The sequence below is a fragment of the Natronosalvus halobius genome (assembly GCF_024138145.1).
Lineage (GTDB): Archaea > Halobacteriota > Halobacteria > Halobacteriales > Natrialbaceae > Natronosalvus > Natronosalvus halobius.
The window spans coordinates 3,031,813-3,051,252 of record NZ_CP099997.1 but is presented as its reverse complement, the minus strand read 5'-3'; the positions used below and the strand labels follow the sequence as shown (position 1 = coordinate 3,051,252).

The following is a 19,440-nucleotide window of genomic DNA, read 5'->3' as shown; positions in this document are numbered from 1 at the left end:
CCTTTCCTCGAGTCCGCGCGAACGGGCGGTAGAGAACAAGAATGAGCGGGCACGCAGTCGACGAGAGCGGGAGAAACGAGGGCGCAGACCTGCGGACCATCGCAGACTACCAGTTCGGGGCCAGCGCCGGCGCGGCGCTGTTCCCACCCGGCGAGGACCGCCGTATCGAGCGAACGACGTCCGGTCGCCCCCAGCAGATTCACGCTGACCGCGGGCGGATCGTCTCCTTCGGTACCGACGGCCGCTTCACCCTCGGACTCGAGGGTGGACACCGCCTCCACGACGCGCTCGAGCCACCCGCCTACCGCGTCGTCGTCGACGACGAGAGCGAACCATTCGTCCGCGACGGCAAGAACGTCTTCTCGAAGTTCGTCCTCCAGGCGGGCCCCGAGATCCGGCCGGGCGACGAGGTGCTCGTCGTTCACGAGCGGGGCGACCTGCTCGCGGTCGGGCGGGCGGAACTCGACGGCGAGTCGATTCTCGACTTCGAATCTGGGATGGCGGTGAACGTTCGGAGCGGAGCGAGTCGGGCGGACGACTAGGTCAGTAATTTCACCCGTCTCACTCGAGGTGTCGCGCTCGGACCAGCGCTTTGAGCGGGGCGAACGAGACGACGCGACCATCTTCGACCCGAATGTCGAACGTCTCGACCGCCTCGTCGGAGGCCTCCCGTAGCGTTCGTTCGACCCGTTTTCGCTCCTCGCCGGTACAGGACTGGCCGTCGGCCCAGGATTCGAACTGGAGTGGCTTGTGCAATCGGACCGTCTCCTCGAGCGCGAATCCCGCTTCTCGGAGCCACTCGTGCCACCGCTCGATCGTATAGGACTCGACGTGGGTCGGATCACGGAGCCGTTCGACGCGGTTGATGAACTCGCCCAGCGACGGGTCCGCAGGCGCTACGTTATCCTCGAGTGCGAGCACGCCACCGGGCTCGAGCACGCGGGACACCTCCCTCACGAACGCCGTCGGGTTCGGGAAGTGGTGGGCGGCGATCCGACAGGTGACGGCGTCGAACGCGTCGCGGGCGAACGGAAGGCGCTCGGCGTCGACGATGGCCCCCTCGAGGCCGCCGAAAGCGTCGACGGCGGTCTCGACCATGGACGGCGCGGCGTCGGTCGCGACGACGGTCGGAACGCCTCGATCGGCGACGGCACCAGCGGTGTGACCCGCGCCCGTCGCGACATCCAGGGCACGCGTTGCATCCGCACACCACGACGTCAGTCGCTCGAGGTCGGCGCCGTGGCGGTGGACGTCGCTGTCGAGGTAGTGGTCGCTCGCCGCATCGAAGGTGGCGGCTGTCTTCCGTTTTCCATCGTGTTCCTCGGTCACTGGCTCGCTATCGGTCGACGAGAGCCGTATAGGTGTCGACCGTCCGTCAGCGTCGTCGCGCGCTCGAGGCCGCCGTCCTCTCGAGTCCCCGAGTCGCGCGGTCGAGGTCGTACGTCGGTCTCGACTCGAGTCAGTATACTGACCGGTGATAGGCCTATGTTACTCGATGACATAGATGCAGTATGCTTCCACGCCTCCGACGATTCCTGGTCATGCTCGGCGGGGCGGTCGTTGCCGCCGCTGTGATCACGCTCCTGTTCGCCCCACCGACGCTCGTCGCCGGAGTGGTTACCTTCGCCATCGTGATGGTCGCCGGCGCCACGCTCTCGTACGTGATCGGCTACCTCGAGACGCCGTGGGCGACGTCCGGCTACGTCGACGCCGACGAAGAAATTCGGTCACGTAACCACACCGAAACGGCCGACCGCGACGCCGAAGAGCTTCGGTGGGCGATCCGGGAGGGAATCGGCGTCGCCATCGCCTCGCTGTTCGGGCTGTTGTTGCTCGTCGCGTTCTTGCTCCAGGCGACCACCCTGTTTACCGGCTCGGCGCTGACGGCGACCCAGATCGGCGTCTGGGCGGTCATCGCGATCCTCGGGATCACGATGATGGTCCTCGGACTGTGGAGTTGGCGGGGCCGGGACGGCCTCGAGAGCGGCGAGTCACCGGAGTCGGGAAGCCTTCGGTGAGGTCGCATCTCGAGTTCCGTCGCTCGAGTCGAGATGCGGCGGAGACACGAAAGACGGAAAGTCGAAGGACGCGAGAGACGGTTCCGGTGGGTTTTTGCCCGCGGCTGGCCACGTCTCGAGTATGTTTGGAGGCGGCGGCGGACTCAATCCACGGAAGATGGAACAGATGATGAAACAGATGGGAATCGACGTCGACGAACTCGACGCCGAGGAGGTCATCATCCGGACGGCCGACCACGACCTCGTCTTCACCGACGCGGACGTCACGAAGATGGACGCCCGTGGTCAGGAGACCTATCAGGTCATCGGGACGCCCGAGGAGCGCGAGCGCGGGAGCGCCGGCGACGCTGGCGGCGCCGACGCGGACGAAACTGACGCGGACGCCGACAGCGAGTCGGCCATCCCCGACTCGGACATCGAAATCGTCGCCGCCCGCACCGGCGTCAGCGACGACGAGGCCCGCGAGGCCCTCGAGGCCGAGAACGGCGACCTCGCGGCCGCAGTCGAACGCCTCGAGTGAGCCCAGTACTCGCGTGATGGGATCACCTGACGGCGGAGACGAGAGTGGAACTGACGAGCGAGACACGAACGCAGACGTGAACGCGAGCGACGCGGGCGAACCGGTAGCCGAAGCCGAAGCGGAACCCACCGACCGACCGCCAGTCCTGCTCGTCCACGAGGACCGCGAACACCTCGTCCAGCCCGGCGAGGAGTTCGGCTCCGACCTCGGCGTCCTCGAGGTCCCCACCGACGTCGAACCGGGGCAGGTCCTCGAGACCCACCTCGGCACCGAGTTTCGCGTCCGAAAGCTCCGCGGCCCCGACCTCTTTCATCACTTCGAGCGCACCGGCGCCCCGATGGTGCCCCGCGACGTTGGTCTCGTGCTCGGTGAGACCGGGGTCCGCGTCGGCGACCGCGTGCTCGACACCGGTACCGGTACCGGCGTCCTCGCGGCCTCGATGGCCCGCGCTGGGGCGAACGTGGTGAGCTACGAACGCGATCCCGAGTTCGCCGACGTCGCGCGGGAGAACATGGCCCTCGGCGGCGTCTCGAGCGACGTCGAGGTCCGGACGGGCGACCTTCGAGACGACCTCGAGACCCTCGCCGCGGGCCCCGGCTTCGACGTGATCACGCTCGATACCGGCGACGCGCCGGCCATCGTCGAGTACGCGCCCGACCTCCTCGTCGAGGGCGGGTTCGTGGCCGTCTACAGCCCGTTCGTCGAGACCGCCCGCGAGACCAGCGAGGCCGCCCGCGGGGCCGGACTCTCGAGTGTCGTCACCCGCGAGACCATCCAGCGAGAGATGACCTTCGACGACCGTGGGTCGCGGCCGTCGACTGCTCCCGTCGGCCACACCGGGTACCTGCTCGTGGCTCGACTCGAATAGAACCAGTCGGATCGAGAGCGATTCTCGCGAGAATCAGTTATCGTCTTCGCGCCACTTGTACTCACACTCTGCGCAGACGAAGAACCTGGTTTCGGACTCGTCCGCCGAGCGCGTCTGCTGGAGGTACCAGTACGCCTGATCGTGCCCACACTCGGGACACCGGGCCTCGGTCTTCGGGAGCGACGTCTCGTCGGAGGACTCGATCACTTCAGTGGCCTCCTGATCTTCGGTGACCACGTACTCGTCGCTGTTGCCCTTCGGTTTCGTGAAGTCACAGCTACCGCAGACCCAGTAGCCATCGTCCGCCTTCATCATCGAGCCGCATTCGTCGCAGAATTCCATGTATCCGGCTACGGGAGTCGAGACACATTAATGGCGCGTTCCGCCGCGGACGGCGAGGAATCGAGAGACGTGAGAAACGGAATCGGAAGAAATCGAGCGGCGAAGGGCCCCGAGGGCGATTGAGGCATCGAGACGCTCGAGCATCGTGCTCGCCGTTTCGTCGCGACCGCAAAAAACGGAAACAGGCGATCCCCCCAGTGGATCGGTTAGTGGTAGATGGTTTCCCCCCATCACTCGCCCGCGTCTGCCGGGCACCCCATACGCACGGCATCCGCGGTGCGCAGCAGCCTGTCTAACGTGCTGCTAACTCGGGATAGCAGGTTCTTCCATATAAAAACATGGGATTTTCCGTCTCTCGTTTTCCGCCTACTGGTGCTCGCAAGGAGTTTGGCCATCAACAGCCAGCCACGGCCTCGTACCGTTCGAACGCGGACGGGAAAGCGACTGCATCGCTCGAGCTACTCGAGCAACCAGCTCAACACCGCCTTCTGGGCGTGGAGCCGATTTTCCGCCTGATCGAACACGATAGAGCGCTCGCTTTCGATGACAGCGTCGGTGATCTCCTCGCCACGGTGGGCCGGCAGACAGTGCATCACGGCTGCTTCGGGCGCGTGCTCGAGCAGTTCCTGGTTGACCTGGAACCCCTCGAACGTCCGGAGGCGGATCTCGCGTTCGTCCTCCTGACCCATGCTGACCCAGACGTCGGTGTAGACGACGTTCGCGTCCGTCACCGCTTCGACGGGGTCGTGCGTCACCGTTGGCGCCGTTCCAAGTTCGGCCGCCCGCTCGAGGACGGCCTCGTCGATGCCGTGTTCTTCGGGCGTCGCTACCGTGAGGTCGATTCCGGCGAGTGCACAGCCGAGGACGAACGACTGGGCGACGTTGTTGCCGTCACCGATCCAGGTCGCCGAGACGGAATCGAGGTCGGCGAAGCGCTCCCGGATCGTCAGGAGGTCCGCCAGCGTCTGACACGGGTGGGCGTCGTCGGTTAGCCCGTTGACGATCGGTACGTCCGCGTACTCAGCCATTACCCGAATGTTCTCGTGTTTGAACACTCGGGCCATCACTGCGTCGACGTACCGCGAGAGGGTCCTCGCCGTGTCTTTGAGCGGTTCGCCCCGACCTAGCTGGATGTCGTCGGCCCCGAGGAAGATGGCGTGCCCCCCGAGGTGAGTCATCCCCGTTTCGAAGGAGACACGCGTCCGGGTGCTGGGCTTCTGGAAGAGCATGCCCAGCGTTTGCCCCGGCAAGTCGGCGTGGCCCTCGCCGCGCGTCTGGGCGAGTTTGTAGTCGGCCGCCCGGTCCAGGACGGTAAACAGCTCCTCGCGAGAGAGGTCGTCGACGTCGAGCAGGTGGCGCACGTCACCCTCGTTTCCGGCCGCCGAGCGACTCGCGTGGGCGGGACGACCCGAGTCGTCCGTCATCACGCGTCCTCCCCCCGGAGCGTGTTCCCGACGCGTTCGAGGACCGCGATCGAGCACTCGTAGTCCGCGAGCGAGAGTCGTTCGTCGGGGGTGTGATCGAGGTTCGAGTCGCCGGGGCCGTAGGTAACCATCGGGCAGTCCCACGCGCCGGCGTAGAGATTCATGTCGCTCGTTCCGGTCTTCCGGAGGAGTCGCGGCTCGCCGCCTTCCTGCCGAATCGCGACGCGGAACGCCCGCGCGATTTCCGTGCGTGGACTCTCCATCACCGGTGGGATCGGCTCCCTCCAGGAGACGGTGCCGACCTCGAGCGTGGCCTCCGCGACCTCCCTGACCGCCTCGGCGTCGAGACTCGGCGGGATGCGGAGTTGTGCCTCGAGGGTCGCCTCGACGGAGAGGCCGTCCTCGGTGGTGCCGCCCTCAAGCGAGACGGGTTTGGCGGTCACTTGCTCGAAGACGGGTTCGTAATCGTCAGACTCGAAAGCCTCCTCGACGGCCGACCACCAGCGAATCGCCTGCTGGATGGCGTTCGGTTCGGGCCGGGAGGTGTGGCCGGACTCGCTGGTGGCGACGTAAGTGCCGGCCAGGAAGCCGCGATAGCCCAGTGTGATGCCGTCGGCGCCGGAGGGTTCGCCGTTGACCACGGCTTCGGGTGCGTCTCGCTCGGTGACGAGATGTCGTGCGCCCCGCGAGTCCGTCTCCTCGCCGACGACGCCGACGAAGGAGACGCCGGTGGTGACGGCGGCGACGGCCATTGCGGCCAGCGGGCCGGTGGCGTCGACGCTGCCGCGGCCCCAGAGGACGTCCTCGCCCGCGGCCGCGACCTCGGCGTCCACGTCCTCGTCGCTCGCCGGCTCGACCCGAACCGGAATCTCTCCCGGGACGGTATCGATGTGGGAGGTCAGGAGGACCGCGTCGTCGGCCGGTGCGTGCACGTTGCCGACCTCGTCGATCCGGACCTCGCGGTCGTGGGCTTCGAAGAAATCGACGAGCACTTCGGCTGCCGCGTCCTCCTCGCCCGAGGGTGAGGGAGTCGAGACGAGGTCGATCAGCAGTTCGTGTGCCGCCTTCCGCGAGACAGCCGCCGCGCTCGAGTCGAATTCGGCGCTCGTCTCGCTTCCGTCGGCCTCGTCTGCCTCGTCGGCAGGAGTAGCCGCCGTTTCGTCAGTCTCGTCCACGTCGTTCGCGTCCATTGCTGTCGTGGCCTGCGTCATTGTTCTTCCATGTCTCGAGTCATTGCTCTGCCGTGGGTGTGAGGATTGCCGACAGTGCGTCGACGACCTGGTCTGCGTGTTCGCGCTCGAGGACCAGCGGCGGGAGCAACCGAACGACGCTTCGGCCCGCTGGCAAGGCGAGTATCTGGTGCTCGAGTGCGAGGTCGCGAAGCACACGGTTGGCACCGCGCTTGACTTCGAGGCCGAGCATCAGGCCCTCGCCGCGGACGTCCCGGAGGGGCACGTCGGACGCCTTGAGTTCGTCTTTCAGGTAGTCGCCAACCTCCGCGGCGTTGGTCGACACATCCTCGTCGACGAGGACGTCGATGGTGGCGTTCGCGGCGGCAGAGACGAGCGGATTCCCCGAAAACGTCGAGCCGTGTGGACCGGCATCCTCGGCGATCCAGTCGGCACACAGGGTCGCCCCGAGCGGGAGCCCGCTGGCGAGCCCCTTCGCGGTCGTGAGGATGTCGGGTTCGACGGGTCCCCCGAGGGCCTCGTTCTGACAGGCCCACGTCGTCCCCGTCCGGCCGAGTCCCGTCTGAATCTCGTCGAAGATCAGCGCCGTCCCCGTCGCCTCGGTGACCTCGCGGGCCGCCTCGAGGTAGCCCGCCGGCGCGGGGTGGATGCCACCCTCGCCCTGGATGGGCTCGAGGATCACCGCGGCGGTGTCGTCGTCGACGGCCTCCGATAACTCGCCTGCGTCCCCGTAGGTGACGAACTCGACGTCCTGGAGCAGCGGCTCGAAGGGCTTCCTGTACTTCGGTTTCCACGTCGCGGAGAGCGTCCCCGCCGTCCGACCGTGGAAGGCGCGCTTGGCGGCGACGATCTTCGTCCCGCCGGTCGCGCTCCGTGCGAACTTCAGTGCCGCCTCGTTGGCTTCGGTGCCCGAATTGCAGAGCCAGACGTTTTCGAGGTCGCCGGGGGCGAGCGCGGCCAGTCTGGTGTGGAGATCGGTCCGGGACTTGACGGGGTACGAACCCTGGACGAACAGCAACTCGCCCGCCTGCTCCTGGATCGCCTCGACCACCTGCGGGTGGCAGTGTCCCGTCGGCGTGCAGGCGTAGCTCGCACCGAGGTCGAGGTAGTCGATTCCGTCCTCGCTCGTGAGGAACGCGCCCTCACCCGAGGCGATCGAGATGGGCTTCTCGGAGAAAACGAACCCGCTCATTGGTTGGTCACCTCGAGCGCCGCCTTCTCGTCCGCGTCGGTATCGTCCGTTTCGCCATCGTCCGCGTCGCCGCCGTCGAGCCCCAGACCCAGCGCGCCAGGGGTGATCGTCGTTCCGTGACCCGCGAGGGCGTTCGAAACGGGATCGTTCGCGTTCGCATCCGCGACCACGACCGAACTCGCGCCGGTCTCGAGGGCCTCTTTCGCGGCCATGACCTTCTTCGTCATGAAGCCCTCGGCGGCGTCCTGGACGGCCGCGAACGACTCTTCGTCCGTCGCTTCGTCGATCTTCGTCGCCTCGTCCTCGGGATCGGCGTAGATCCCCGAGACGTCCGTCAGGAGCACGAGGTCGGCCTCGAGCGCCCCCGCGACGGCCGCGGCCGTGCGGTCGGCGTCGGCGTTGACCGCGGTGTAGCCGCCGTCCTTCTCGGCACCGAGGACGGGTCCGCCCACGACGGGCACGTACCCGCCCGCGAGCAGGGTCTCGAGGAGATCCGAATTGACGTCCTCGATGGTTCCGGAGTGGTCGCCACGCTTGATCTTCTTCTTGCCGCCCTCCTGGACGCGGACAGCCGACTTCCGTTTCCCCGAGAGGAGCTGGCCGTCGACGCCCGAGAGACCGACGGCGTCGACGCCCTCGTTCTGCAGGGCCTCGACGAGGTCCGTATTCAACTTCCCGGGCATGACCATCTTGAACACGTCCATGGTGCGCTCGTCGGTAAAGCGTCCGACGACGCCGCCGGGGGTCTCGACGTAGGTGGGTTCCTCGCCCAGTTCCTCGAGGGTCTCGTCGACGGCGGTGGAGCCGCCGTGAACGACGATCACATCTTCACCGTTGGCGACGAGATGGGCCACGTCGGCCAGCGCTCCTGCAGGGTCGACGGCGCGAGCGCCGCCGATTTTCACGACTACCGTCTCGCCCTCAGTGTACGGATTCGTCGTCATCTCAGGGCGCCCCCACGGGATGCAATCCCGTAAACTCGAGTCCCGCGGTTTCCTCGAGCCCCAGCGCGATATTCGCGGCGTGGACGGCCTGGCCGGCCGACCCCTTCATCATGTTGTCGATAGCCGAGAAGACCACGATCCGTTTGTTCGAGGGGTCGAGTTCGAAGCCGACTTCGGCGATGTTCGTTCCCGCGACCGCTTTGGGTTCGGGGTAGCGATAGACGCCGGAGCCGCCGGCTGCCATGCGGACGAACGGTTCGTCCTCGTACGTTTCGCGGTAGGCTTTCCAAAGGTCGCCCTTCGAGACCGGCCCCGAGGGGAAGACGTGACTCGTCGCGCTCGCGCCCCGAACCATGTCCACCGCGTGGCAGGTGAACGCCACCGATGTGCCGAGGAACTGCTCGATCTCGGCCTCGTGACGGTGGCCCGTCGGGGCGTAGGGGCGGACGACGCCCGAACGTTCGGGGTGGCTCGAGGCCTCGCCGCCCCCGGCGCCGCCCTCCGAGGAGCCGACTTTCACGTCGACGACGATCTGTTCTCCCCCCTCGAGGATGCCGTGCTCGAACAGGGGGTACAGTCCCAGGATCGTGGCGGTGGCGTTACAACCGCCGCCGGCGATCAGGTCCGCGCCCGCGAGGTTCTCGCGGTTGATTTCGGGGAGGGCGTACTCCGCGCGCTCGAGGTACTCGGGCGCGCTGTGCCCGTCGTACCACTCGTCGTACTGTTTTTCACTACCGAGGCGGAAGTCCGCCGAGAGGTCGACCACGGTGTCTGCAACGTCGAGGAACTCGTCGATCTGGCCCATCGAGACACCGTGTGGCGTCGCCGTAAAGAGCACATCGACGGACTCGAGGTCCTCGGGGTCGCTGAAGCGCAGATCACTCCCGCGCAGGGGCGGGTGCTTCGAGCCGACGCTCTTTCCCGCCGCAGAGCGGCTCGTGGCCTGCCGAATCTCGAAGACGGGGTGGCCGGCGAGCAGACGGAGGAGTTCACCGCCCGTGAAGCCGGTGCCGCCGACGACGGAGGCGGTGACGGTCTCGGCGTCGGTCGCGGTCGCGTCGTCCGCGGCTTGTGCGCCTGTTGCCATCACAGCGTCACCTCGAGTTCGGCGTCGTTCGCCCCGTCCTCGTCGGTCGTGGCCTCGGCCTCGGCTTTCGCCTCGAGCCAGTCGACCACGGTCCCGGGGACGTCCACGTCGACGGCATCGTTGAGCGCCTTGAACTCGACGGTGTGGTTGACCTCGTGGACGGTGTATCCGTCATCGGCTTCCATGAGGTCGATACCCAATAGACCCCCGCCGACGGCGTTGCTGGCCTTCTCGACCAGCTCGAGCGCCTCGTCGTCGAGCTCGAAGGGGTCGGTCGTGGCGCCCTTCGCCGCGTTGGTGAGCCAGTGGTCCGAGGAACGAGCCATCGCCGCCACGGGTTCGCCGTCGACGGCCAGGACGCGCACGTCCCGGCCCGGTTTCTCGACGAACTCCTGGACGTAGAACACCTTGTGCTCGTAGTGACCCAGGGTCGCCTTGTGCTCGAGAATCGCCTCCGCGGCACTCTTCGAATCGATCTTGGCCATCAGGCGCCCCCACGAGCCCACGACGGGCTTGAGGACGCAGGGGTAGCCGAAGGATTCGATGGCCTCGAGAGCGCTCTCTTTGGTGAACGCTACTTTCGTCGCAGGCGTGGGGATACCCGCGGACTCGAGCGCAAGGCTGTTCTTCACTTTGTCGGCGCAGATTTCGGCCGTCTCGTTGCTGTTGACCACGGGAACGCCGTAGGCCTCACAGAAGCGCGTGGCGTAGAGGCTCCTGCTGGTGGCGAGACAGCGGTCGACGACGAGGTCGAGGTCAGCGAACGTCTCGCCGGCCTCGGCGACGTCGAAGGTCTCCGTGCGCACGTCGATCTTTTCGACCTCATGGCCGCGCTCGCGAAGCTCGTTGAGGAGGAGCTTCTCGTCCTTGCGGATCCGGGAGTAGAGGATTCCTACGTGCAAGGTCACTCACCCCAGTCCTCTTCGAGCTCGGGGGCTCGCTCGAGGACTGGCGGCTCGGTGTCGATGACTTCGAGTTCGGCTCCGCAGGTGGTACAGTCGACGATTTCTCCGACTTCCAGATCGTCGTGCAGGGTCAGGTCCGCCCCACACTCGACGCATTCTGTCATTGTACTCCCCTCTCGGGGACGATACACCTTAAATCCTTCGAACCTACCAAATATATTATGAAACTATACCCGACTCTAAAGGCGCCAAAATACTATTTTCCCGCAAATCTTGTTTCGAATGTCATCGAAATAGTATAGTGTCCCCCGGCGGGGACGGCGGCGATCGCGGCGGCCGTACCGCCCGGCCAGGACTGACGGGACGACGCTCACGCATACGTCATCACCTCGGACCGTAGCTCGTCGTGGGCCGTCTCGAGTGCGGTCTCGAGGTCGTCCACGGCCGCCTCGTGGCTCTCGAGCGCGTCGCGAGCGGACTCGAGCTGCGACTCGACGGCGTCGGGCGCTGGCCCACCCATCGAGTCGCGACTGGCCACGCTCGCTGCGGGGTCGAGCGCTGACCGGACCGCCCCGGAATCGGCGTAGGTCTCGAGCGGTTCGCCGAGTACGTCCTCGGCAGCCGCTTCGATGGCCGCGTAGTCGCCCCCGTTCTCGGCGGCGACGGCCACGATCTCGTGGGCCGTCCGGAACGGCACCCCGTTCGCCGCCAGCAGGTCCGCGACGCCGGTCGCCGTCGAGAAGCCAGCCCCTGCCTCCGCAGCGAGCGCCTCCTCGTTCCACTCGGCGGTGGCGACTGCACCCGCAGCGACTCGGGTCGCCTCCAGGACGGCGTCGACCGTCGACCACGCGTGCGGGGTGGCACGCTGGAGGTCGCGGTTGTACGCGCGTGGGAGTCCCTTGAGCGTCGTCGTCAGGCCCTGCACCCCGGCGGCTGCATCGCCCGCGACCGCGCGGACGAGTTCGAGCGTGTCGGGGTTCTTCTTCTGGGGCATGATCGACGACGTCGAGGAGTAATCGTCCGAGAGGTCGACGAAGCCGCGGTTGGCGAAGAGGATCACGTCCTCGGCCAGCCCCGACAGCGTCGTCGACAGCGTCGACAGCTCCTGGACGGTCTCGAGCAGGAAGTCCCGGCTCGAGGACGCGTCCATCGAATTCTCGATCACGCCGTCGAACCCGAGCAACTCGGCCGTCCGTTCGCGATCGATATCGAAGGTCGTCCCCGCGAACGCGGCCCCGCCCAGCGGCGAGACGTTGATCCGCGCGTAGGCTTCGAGCAGGCGCTCGGTGTCGCGGCGAATCGCCCCCTCGTAAGACAGCGCCCAGTGGGCGACGGTCGTCGGCTGGGCGGGCTGGAGGTGGGTGTAGCCGGGCATCGTCGTCTCGACGTGCTCGCTCGCGACTGCCGAGAGGGCCTCGCGCAGCGCGAGCGTCGCTTCGAGCGCCTCGAGGACGTCCTCACGGAGGCGGTACCTAATACAGGCCGCGACCTCGTCGTTGCGACTGCGGGCGGTGTGCATCTTCCCGCCGTCGGAACCGACCGCGTCGATGACGGCCGTCTCGATGGCCTCGTGGACGTCCTCGCCGTCGGGGAGGCTCGCGTGCCCGTCGACCTCGATGGCGTCGAGCGCGCGCAGAATGTCGCTCGCAGTGTCGTCCTCGACGACCGCGCTCTCGGCGAGCATTACGACGTGAGCGCGGTCGACCGCGAGGTCCGCCTCGAAGATGCGCTCGTCGGCCGCGAGCGAGGAGAGGAACCCGCGTGCGGGGCCGCCGCTGAAGCGATCGCGGCGGACGACGCTGTTGGCGTCGCTCTCGTCGGTCGAACTCGAGCGGGGCGCATCGGTGGCGTCCTGCAGGGAATCCTCTCCGGTCATGTTCACTCGTCGGTCGTCTCGTTGGCTCCGCCGTCAGTCGCCATCTCGAGGCTCTCGCCCTCGCCTTCGAGCGACTTGTTGGCCAGGCGGCGCTGGAAGCCGTGGTACTTCGCGACGCCCGTCGCGTCCTCCTGGTCGATCTTGCCGACGGTTTCGGTGTCGAAGGAGGCGTGGGCCGCCGAGTACGCCGCGTACTCGCTGTCGCGGGCGACGGGGCGGGCCTGGCCGCCCTCGAACTTGATCGTCACCGTGCCCGTGACGCGTTTCTGCGTCTCGGCGATGAAGCCCTCGAGCGCGCTCACGAGCGGCGCGTCGACCAGGCCCTCGTAGCCCTTCTGGGCCCATTGTTGGTCGACTTGTTGTTTGAACTGACGCTCCTCCTGGGTCAGGACGAGGCCCTCGAGCGACTCGTGGGCGTTGAGCAGCGTCGTCGCCGCGGGATGCTCGTAGTTCTCCCTGACCTTGAGCCCGAGCATGCGGTCTTCCATCACGTCCGTGCGGCCGACGCCGTGGGCGCCGGCGACCTCGTTGAGGTGCTCGATGAGGCTGACGGGGTCCATCGCCTCGCCATCGACGGCGACGGGGTACCCGTTCTCGAACTCGATCTCGATCAGTTCAGTTTCGCCGGTGGGCTCCTGGGTCCACTCGTAGATGTCCTCTGGCGGGACGTAGCTGGGGTCCTCGAGTTTGTCACCCTCGACCGAGCGACTCCAGAGGTTGGTGTCGATCGACCAGTCGCCCTCGTTGCCGCCCTCGACGGGGAGGCCCTTCTCCGCAGCGTACTCCTGTTCCCACGTGCGCGTGAGCCCGAGTTCGCGGATAGGCGCGATGACCTCGAGGTCCGAGTCGCGCCAGACGGCTTCGAACCGGAGCTGGTCGTTGCCCTTGCCGGTACAGCCGTGAGCGATGCCCGTACAGCCGTGTTCCTCGGCGACCTCGAGGATCTTCGAGGCGATCACGGGGCGAGCGAGTGCGGTTCCGAGCGGGTAGCCCTGGTAGGTCGCGTTCGCGCGAACGCCCTCGAGACAGAGCTGGGCGAATTCCGCTCGCGCGTCGACGACGTAGTGCTCGAGACCGAGGGCCTCGGCGGTTTCTTTGGCTTCGGCGAACTCCGAAGCGGGCTGACCGACGTCGACCGTGACGCCGATGACGTCGTCGTATCCGTATTCTTCCTCGAGCAGCGGGACGCAAATTGTCGTGTCCAGTCCGCCCGAGAACGCGAGTGCAACGCGTGTCATATCGTACTCGAGTGCAATCGCTTACGGGACTTAAATTCGTTGGTTTGTAGATTGTAAATTAATGATAGAGCGGGTGCTGACCGAGAAAAACAGGAATTCCTGCAAGGTTGAACAATACCGAAATCTGGGGATGAAGTAGTAGTGGGCCTAGAGGCCCGGTCGTCGTCGCGGGGCGACGGCACTCGCGCTACCGAAGAGAACGAGGACGGTAGTGGCGAGTGCGCTCATCTGGACGAACGTAGGATACTCGAGCTATTAAAGGCTACTGGGTGGGCAAATGTTACGTTTGCGCTCCGGGTCACGTATCCGACTCGTTCGCGGCGACGCCATTGGCCGACTCGGCCTCGTCCGCGAGCGTCAGTACGTTTTCCCGACCGATCCGGAACGCCTCGATCGTCCCCTCCTCGCGGAGCCCGCTGACGACCTGACTGGTCTTCGCCTCGGTCCACTCGAGCGTCGAGACCACCTCCTGTTGTTTCATCCGGCCGCCGTGTTGCTCGAGCAGGCGGACGACGCGCTCTTCGTTGCTCAATAACGCGTCCGGCGGCGTCGGCTGCTGGCGCCGAGGCGTCGACTCCGGCTCGGACGGCTCCGGCTCGGGTTGCTCCCTCCAGGATCGGGTTGCAAAGCCATTGGAATCACCGTTGCGCAGGGCGAACCAGCCCACCGCAGCCACGATCGCGAGGGCGAGGAGCCCGAGGGCCGCCAGCCACGATACCGGGAGGGGCGATTGCTCGTCCGATTCGGGCGGTGACGGCTCCGAGGTCTGCACCATGAGTTCGACGAACGGTTCGTCCTCGAGAAAGTCCGTCTCGTCACCGTTCCAGATGGCCGCCTGGTCGCGCCGGTCGTTGGGGAAGGGTTCGATCGTCTGAGCGCGGAAGTCCGCCGGCCAGGTGACGATCAACTGCGTACGGTCGTCGAGTTCGAGGTGGCCGAAGGCGTCGCCGATCCGGATCCGATGGTTGAGTTCGACGTTCGCGAACTCCTCCCACAAGAATTGGACGCGGACGTAGCCGGTTTCCTGAGGCGTCGACGTCTCCTCGAGCGAGACGCGGTAGCCGCTGGCGGTCATGTCCCGGCCCGTCTCCGCGGCGGCAGCGTCGACCCGCTCCGACCAGTTGGACTCGACGTTTTCGAGGTACGTCTCGTTTTCCGCCTCGATCGTCGACCGAACCGATTCCCACCGGTCGCTGGCGTTTTCCTCGCCGTCGAGTCGGTACCGGTACTCGAGGGTCCAGGTGGCCGATCCGTTCTCGTGGACCGTCACCTCGATCGAGAGTTCGTCGTAGCCGGGCGGCGTCGCTCCCGTAATCGCGCTCTCGTTACCGGTCTCGTTGGCCGTGGCACCGTCGGTCTCGTTGGCCGTGTTCTCATCCGTATCGTCGCTTTCGTTGGCGTCTCCGGCGTCGTTTGTGTCTCCGGTGTCGCTCTCGTCGTCGGTCTCGTTGGATTCCTCCTGGAGAGCAGTACTCTCGAGTGAGTACACCGGCAGTCCGGTCAGAACGGTCGCGTCGCTCACCGATCCTGTTGCCATCGCGGCGTCAGTCGAACCGTCCAGGACGAGGCGTGCACCCGCCTCGGCCTCGAGGTCGCCGCCGTCGGCGACAGCGATCGATGGAAATCCCGCGCACAGACACCCGAGCACGACGAGCACTCCGAGGAGCGCCCGGTGCTCCCTCGCATCCATCGTTCTCCATTGGCATGGCCGGACAAATAGGTCTTTCCGACCCGGAACCGGTTGCGTCCACTCGAGCGGCGCTCTTTCGCTCGTTCTCCCGACGGGTTTTGGGTGGGCTCGCGAGCAGTGTGGGACGGTCGACTCCTCGAGTAACTACTATACAAACTATAGTTTGGACGACTGTTCACCGAACACCGCCACGCTCATACCGTCCCAAGAAGTACCTCGAACCAGTGTACAGCGTCAACGTCCCCGTTCCCGGCCGCGTTCGGGCGCTCGCGGCCGACCTCTATCCGTCCCTGGTCGGCTTCGACACCGTGCGGGACGACCACTCCCTCCTACTCAAGCGTCTCGGCGACGCCCCCCAGGTCGACCGCCTCCAGCACCGCACCCACCGCGCCCTGGAGGGCGCCCCTGCAGTCGAGGCCGCGGTCACCGGCATCGACTACTTCCCGGAGCCGCCGCTCGGCTCGGCGCCCGTGGTCTACCTCGCCGTCGAGAGCCCCGGCCTCGAGCAGATTCACCGCGACCTCGCCGAGGTATTCGACCCCGTGGAGGGACTCGAGGGCCCCGACTACGTGCCGCACGTAACGCTAGCCCGGGGCGGCGACCTCGAAACGGCCCGCCGACTCGCCGACCACGAGATTGACCAGGTGACGTGGACCGTGAGCGAACTCGAGTTCTTCGACGGCCAGTATCGCCTGCCGGTGAGTCGGATTTCGTTGCCTGCTTAAGTACGGCCCTGAACCCGCGAGAGAGCACGAAAAACGGCGAGAGGCGGTGGGAGTCCACGCCGCCCTCTCAGGGTGCCGGCGGCTCCCCCGCGTACCGATCGTGGTCGCCGTAGAAGTTCATCATGGCGAACTTGAGCTTCTCGGGGTCCAGGTCCATCAGTTCTTCCCGTTCCTCGTGTGGGAACGTGCCGTTGACGCTGTAGGTTCCCAGGTCGGATTTGGCGCGCCTCGAGTACCGCCGGTCGAGGAGGGCGCGGACGCCGACGTCCTCGGGCGAGCGGATCACCCGGCCGAGCGCCTGCCGGGTCTTCCGAACGGTGGGGATCTCGACGGCGTAGCGCCACCCGGTGTCGGTCCCCTCGAAGGCGGTGTCGTAGGCCTCTTGCACTGCTTCGGCGCGATCGTCGAGGTGCGGGTAGGGAACGCCGACGACCAGCACCGTGTGGGCGTCGTCGCCGTCGAAGCTCACACCCTCGGCGAGGGTCCCCCAGAGCGATGTGCAGCAAACGGCACGGTCGTCGGCGACGAATTTCTGGCGAAGTTCCTCGGCGCCGACGCCCGGTTCGTCCAGGTAGACCGTCGCGTCGGTTCGAGACTCGAGACGCTCGGCGTACCGGGCGGCTTCGCCGTAGTTCGGGAAGAAGGCGAGCGTGTTCCCGGGGGTCATCCGGACGGCGTCGTAGATGGCCTCCTCGACCTCGTCCTGGACGTCGGGGTCGTCACGGACGGAGGCAAACAGCGCGGGCGTCTCGACGGCGTAGGTCCGCCTGCGCTCGGCGGGAAACTGCAGCCCGTAGGCCATCGTCACGCACTCCTCGAGGCCGAGGACGTCCTCGGTGACATCGAACGGCTGGATGGTCGCACTCATCAGGACCGTCCCGGAGACGGCCTCGAAGAGCTGTCCGGTGACGTGGCGGGGGAGACAGCTGTACAGCTCCGCCCGGCCGTAGACCTCGTCGGTGCCCGCATCCCGGCGGACGGAGACGACGGGGTACAGCCCCTGATCGGCCCCCTCGTCCATCCAGGCCGCGACGAACGCGGCCGCCTCGAGGGTTTGGCACTCGGTTCGGGTCGCGGTTTCGCCCTCGCGGTAGGCCTCCTCGTACTCCTCGTCGAGTTGCTGGCCAAGTTTACGCGCGGCCTCGAGGTCGCCCTCGATACCCTGGCCCGAGTACGCCTGCAGGAAGGCGAGCGTGAGGTCGTCTCGGCGGTCCTCGTTACTGATCGAGACGTCCTCCCAGTTGTCGCCGACCGACCCGCGCTGACCGAAGCCGAAGCTGTCCTCGTAGGTCTCGACCAGCGCGTCGCGAAACGCCTCGAGGACGTTCGTGGCGTCGTCAGCCCGCGGGTCGTCCGTTTCGGCGAGTTCGTCCAGCGCGCTGTCGAAGGTTCGCTCCGAGCAGGCGCGGCTGGCGTGGTCGCGCGCGGCGTCCTCGACGTTGTGGGCCTCGTCGAAGACGGCGATAACGTCGTCGGGGTCGCGCCCGAGCCAGCGGAAGAACTGCTCGCGGATCATCGGATCGAGCAGGTGGTGGTAGTTACAGACCACGAGGTCGACCCCCTCGAGGCCCTCCTTCAGCAGTTCGTAGCCACAGAGTTCGCGCTCGTCGGCGTACTCGTAGATCTCGTCGGGCGTGCGGACGTCCTCGAACAGCCAGCCGAAGAACTCGTCGGTGGCCTCGGTATCGAGCAGGTTGTTCCGGTAGTGGTCACAGACGTTGGCCTCCCCGAGGTCCTCGATCTGTTCCTCGAGGTTTTCGAGTTCGTCCATCACGGCGCTGCGGGCCTCCGCGGCCGACTCGCTGCCCGCCTGGCTCTCGGCCAGCAGGTCGCGCTGGCGCTGTTCGAGCTGGCTGTGGTCGCTCTCGGCCTCGACGAGCGCGCGGGTGTTGTCCCGCAGGGTCTGGCACTCCTCGTAGCCGACGTCGGTGTGACACATCGAAGCTTTCCCCTTGAAGACAACCGCGCGGATGGACTCCTCGCGGGTGATCGCCCGGGCCTCGGCGACGAACTGGCGCATCTGCTGGTGGACGTTCGTCGTGATGACGACCGTCTTGTCCTGTTCGCGGGCCACCTCGAGGGCGGGCACGAGCGCCGAGAGGGTCTTGCCGGTCCCGCAGGCGCCCTCGAAGAGAACGTTCTGTCCACGCACGAGGGTGTTGTAGATGCGGTCCATCGCCTCGCGCTGGTTCTCGTAGGGCTCCTCGTACGGGAAAAAGCGCAGGTACTGGCCCACTCCTGGCACGACTGATGATTGGGCACTCATCCGATAAAAGGGTTCGTCTCGCCCGTGAGTTCGTTCGGTCGAGTAGTCCGATGGGCTCGAGTTCAGTCAGGCCGACTCGAGTGCGGTCAGAGTGATACGAGTCCGGTCAGGACGATTCGGGTCCCGTCAGGGCGACCCGAGTCCCCCCGTCTCGGGTTCGATGTAGACGCGCTGGATCTGACCGTCGTGTTCGCGCAGGGCGTCCTCGATGTCCGTGATGCGGTCGTCGATGGTTTCCGTATCGAGAGTCGGATCGAACGCGACGTCGGCGGTGACCAGCAGTTCCTCGGGACCGAAGTAGACCGTCCGGAACTCGACCAGACTGACGACGCCGTCCCAGCCAGCGACGATGTCGCGAAGTTCGTCCTCGGCGGGCTCGGGGAGGCTTTCGCCGAGGATGAGCCGCTTGTTCTCCCAGGCCAGCGCGACCGCGAATCCCATGAGCAGGATACCGATGACGAGGGCCGCACCCGCGTCGTAGATTGGGTTCTCGAACGTTCTCGAGAGGTAGATCCCGAAGAGGGCGATGCCGGCGCCGGCGAGAGCGATGGCGTCCTCAGTGAGCGCGGTCAGCGTCGTCACGTCACTGGTCTTGCGGAAGGCCTCGCGTAGGGTCTCCCAGCCGTGCTCGTCCATCTGAGCGGTGATGCCCTGGTAGGCCTTCCAGAAGGCGTAGGTCTCGAAAACGATCGCCCCGATCAGGACCGCGTAGTTAATGTAGATCGGATCGACCGAGGCGCCGAGTATCGGTACGGGTTCGCTCGCTCGGTGGACCTCGCCCGCTTGCAGCGCCTGGTAGCCGTGTTTCGCGCTCTCCCAGCCGGCGATGCCGAAGAGCATGATGCTCACGAGAAAGCTGTAGAAGAACTGCGCCTTGCCGTGGCCGAACGGGTGCGACCGGTTCGCTTCCTGGGCGCCGTAGCGGATGCCAATCAGCAAGAAAACCTGGTTCCCGGTGTCGGAAATCGAGTGATAGGTCTCCGAAAGCATCGCAGGGCTCCCGGTGAGTGTGAAGCCAATGAATTTGAGGACGGCGATCGCCCCATTTGCGAACAGCGCGGCGAGCACGACGGAAGTGCTACTGGCCATCAACTTCCCTTCGAGACAGGTCACCAAAGAAGTATGCCAGTCGAATCGGGTCGAGTGATTTCGATC

General features: G+C 66.4%; 19 protein-coding genes. 5 read left to right on the top strand and 14 right to left on the bottom strand.

Annotated elements, in window-relative coordinates; translation table 11 throughout:
- The first annotated feature begins 41 nt into the window (after positions 1–41).
- Positions 42–542, top strand: coding sequence for a PUA domain-containing protein (locus tag NGM15_RS14865; protein ID WP_253432575.1), 501 nt, complete (start codon positions 42–44; stop codon positions 540–542).
- Between the two features lie 19 nt (positions 543–561).
- Here NGM15_RS14865 and NGM15_RS14860 read toward each other — a convergent pair whose 3' ends face one another.
- Entirely contained in the window at positions 562–1,329 is a 768-nt protein-coding gene (locus NGM15_RS14860; protein WP_253432572.1) for a class I SAM-dependent methyltransferase, read from the bottom strand.
- A gap of 182 nt (positions 1,330–1,511) precedes the next feature.
- Between NGM15_RS14860 and NGM15_RS14855 the strand changes: the two genes are divergently transcribed.
- From NGM15_RS14855 to NGM15_RS14845, 3 genes are all read left to right on the top strand, one after another.
- Positions 1,512–2,018, top strand: coding sequence for a hypothetical protein (locus NGM15_RS14855; protein ID WP_253432570.1), 507 nt, complete (start codon positions 1,512–1,514; stop codon positions 2,016–2,018).
- 121 nt (positions 2,019–2,139) lie between these two features.
- Positions 2,140–2,538: a nascent polypeptide-associated complex protein gene (locus tag NGM15_RS14850; protein WP_253432567.1), complete on the top strand. Its 399-nt coding sequence runs from the start codon at positions 2,140–2,142 to the stop codon at positions 2,536–2,538.
- A gap of 16 nt (positions 2,539–2,554) precedes the next feature.
- Positions 2,555–3,406 (top strand): methyltransferase domain-containing protein, encoded by an 852-nt coding sequence (locus NGM15_RS14845; protein ID WP_253432564.1) that lies wholly within the window; start codon positions 2,555–2,557, stop codon positions 3,404–3,406.
- A gap of 33 nt (positions 3,407–3,439) precedes the next feature.
- Here NGM15_RS14845 and NGM15_RS14840 read toward each other — a convergent pair whose 3' ends face one another.
- The 11 genes from NGM15_RS14840 to NGM15_RS14790 all read right to left on the bottom strand — a co-directional run bounded on the left by NGM15_RS14840 (position 3,440) and on the right by NGM15_RS14790 (position 15,294).
- Entirely contained in the window at positions 3,440–3,748 is a 309-nt protein-coding gene (locus NGM15_RS14840) for a transcription factor S (protein ID WP_253432562.1), read from the bottom strand.
- Positions 3,749–4,206: 458 nt separating this feature from the next.
- The gene (argF, locus tag NGM15_RS14835; RefSeq protein ID WP_253432559.1) at positions 4,207–5,172 is read right to left on the bottom strand and encodes an ornithine carbamoyltransferase; all 966 of its coding nucleotides are present in this window, start codon (positions 5,170–5,172) and stop codon (positions 4,207–4,209) included.
- Positions 5,172–6,383, bottom strand: coding sequence for a [LysW]-lysine hydrolase (locus NGM15_RS14830; RefSeq protein WP_253432556.1), 1,212 nt, complete (start codon positions 6,381–6,383; stop codon positions 5,172–5,174). Before NGM15_RS14830 ends, argF begins: the two co-directional genes overlap by 1 nt.
- Before the next feature lie 19 nt (positions 6,384–6,402).
- Positions 6,403–7,554, bottom strand: a complete 1,152-nt coding sequence (locus tag NGM15_RS14825; RefSeq protein WP_253432553.1) for an aspartate aminotransferase family protein — start codon at positions 7,552–7,554, stop codon at positions 6,403–6,405.
- On the bottom strand, positions 7,551–8,498 hold the full coding sequence (locus NGM15_RS14820) for an acetylglutamate/acetylaminoadipate kinase (RefSeq protein WP_253432550.1): 948 nt from the start codon (positions 8,496–8,498) through the stop codon (positions 7,551–7,553). The genes NGM15_RS14825 and NGM15_RS14820 overlap by 4 nt, the downstream gene beginning before the upstream one ends.
- Before the next feature lies 1 nt (position 8,499).
- The gene (gene argC / locus NGM15_RS14815; protein ID WP_253432548.1) at positions 8,500–9,585 is read right to left on the bottom strand and encodes an N-acetyl-gamma-glutamyl-phosphate reductase; all 1,086 of its coding nucleotides are present in this window, start codon (positions 9,583–9,585) and stop codon (positions 8,500–8,502) included.
- The gene (gene lysX, locus NGM15_RS14810; protein WP_253432545.1) at positions 9,585–10,493 is read right to left on the bottom strand and encodes a lysine biosynthesis protein LysX; all 909 of its coding nucleotides are present in this window, start codon (positions 10,491–10,493) and stop codon (positions 9,585–9,587) included. The genes argC and lysX overlap by 1 nt, the downstream gene beginning before the upstream one ends.
- Complete coding sequence (gene lysW, locus NGM15_RS14805) at positions 10,490–10,654, bottom strand: lysine biosynthesis protein LysW (RefSeq protein ID WP_253432542.1); 165 nt, start codon at positions 10,652–10,654, stop codon at positions 10,490–10,492. Before lysW ends, lysX begins: the two co-directional genes overlap by 4 nt.
- Positions 10,655–10,860: 206 nt before the next feature.
- A complete protein-coding gene (argH, locus tag NGM15_RS14800) occupies positions 10,861–12,366 on the bottom strand; it encodes an argininosuccinate lyase (RefSeq protein ID WP_253432539.1) in 1,506 nt (501 codons plus the stop codon).
- A 2-nt stretch (positions 12,367–12,368) separates the two neighbouring features.
- Positions 12,369–13,604 (bottom strand): argininosuccinate synthase, encoded by a 1,236-nt coding sequence (locus NGM15_RS14795; RefSeq protein WP_253432536.1) that lies wholly within the window; start codon positions 13,602–13,604, stop codon positions 12,369–12,371.
- Positions 13,605–13,902: 298 nt separating this feature from the next.
- The gene (locus tag NGM15_RS14790; RefSeq protein ID WP_253432534.1) at positions 13,903–15,294 is read right to left on the bottom strand and encodes a helix-turn-helix transcriptional regulator; all 1,392 of its coding nucleotides are present in this window, start codon (positions 15,292–15,294) and stop codon (positions 13,903–13,905) included.
- A gap of 224 nt (positions 15,295–15,518) precedes the next feature.
- Between NGM15_RS14790 and NGM15_RS14785 the strand changes: the two genes are divergently transcribed.
- Entirely contained in the window at positions 15,519–16,019 is a 501-nt protein-coding gene (locus NGM15_RS14785) for a 2'-5' RNA ligase family protein (RefSeq protein ID WP_253432531.1), read from the top strand.
- A 67-nt stretch (positions 16,020–16,086) separates the two neighbouring features.
- On the opposite strand, the gene NGM15_RS14780 is transcribed toward NGM15_RS14785, so the two are convergent.
- Complete coding sequence (locus NGM15_RS14780) at positions 16,087–18,264, bottom strand: ATP-dependent DNA helicase (protein WP_256498874.1); 2,178 nt, start codon at positions 18,262–18,264, stop codon at positions 16,087–16,089.
- A gap of 147 nt (positions 18,265–18,411) precedes the next feature.
- On the bottom strand, positions 18,412–19,374 hold the full coding sequence (locus NGM15_RS14775; RefSeq protein ID WP_253432528.1) for a cation diffusion facilitator family transporter: 963 nt from the start codon (positions 19,372–19,374) through the stop codon (positions 18,412–18,414).
- Positions 19,375–19,440: the final 66 nt, after the last annotated feature.

Coding starts and splice junctions, on each gene's coding strand:
- NGM15_RS14825 (WP_253432553.1), bottom strand. CDS start 7,554: ATGAGCGGGTTCGTTTTCTCCGAGAAGCCCATCTCGATCGCCTCGGGT.
- NGM15_RS14775 (WP_253432528.1), bottom strand. CDS start 19,374: ATGGCCAGTAGCACTTCCGTCGTGCTCGCCGCGCTGTTCGCAAATGGG.
- NGM15_RS14790 (WP_253432534.1), bottom strand. CDS start 15,294: ATGGATGCGAGGGAGCACCGGGCGCTCCTCGGAGTGCTCGTCGTGCTC.
- NGM15_RS14820 (WP_253432550.1), bottom strand. CDS start 8,498: ATGACGACGAATCCGTACACTGAGGGCGAGACGGTAGTCGTGAAAATC.
- argF (WP_253432559.1), bottom strand. CDS start 5,172: ATGACGGACGACTCGGGTCGTCCCGCCCACGCGAGTCGCTCGGCGGCC.
- argC (WP_253432548.1), bottom strand. CDS start 9,585: ATGGCAACAGGCGCACAAGCCGCGGACGACGCGACCGCGACCGACGCC.
- NGM15_RS14855 (WP_253432570.1), top strand. CDS start 1,512: ATGCTTCCACGCCTCCGACGATTCCTGGTCATGCTCGGCGGGGCGGTC.
- NGM15_RS14840 (WP_253432562.1), bottom strand. CDS start 3,748: ATGGAATTCTGCGACGAATGCGGCTCGATGATGAAGGCGGACGATGGC.
- argH (WP_253432539.1), bottom strand. CDS start 12,366: ATGACCGGAGAGGATTCCCTGCAGGACGCCACCGATGCGCCCCGCTCG.
- lysW (WP_253432542.1), bottom strand. CDS start 10,654: ATGACAGAATGCGTCGAGTGTGGGGCGGACCTGACCCTGCACGACGAT.
- NGM15_RS14845 (WP_253432564.1), top strand. CDS start 2,555: ATGGGATCACCTGACGGCGGAGACGAGAGTGGAACTGACGAGCGAGAC.
- NGM15_RS14850 (WP_253432567.1), top strand. CDS start 2,140: ATGTTTGGAGGCGGCGGCGGACTCAATCCACGGAAGATGGAACAGATG.
- NGM15_RS14830 (WP_253432556.1), bottom strand. CDS start 6,383: ATGACGCAGGCCACGACAGCAATGGACGCGAACGACGTGGACGAGACT.
- NGM15_RS14865 (WP_253432575.1), top strand. CDS start 42: ATGAGCGGGCACGCAGTCGACGAGAGCGGGAGAAACGAGGGCGCAGAC.
- NGM15_RS14795 (WP_253432536.1), bottom strand. CDS start 13,604: ATGACACGCGTTGCACTCGCGTTCTCGGGCGGACTGGACACGACAATT.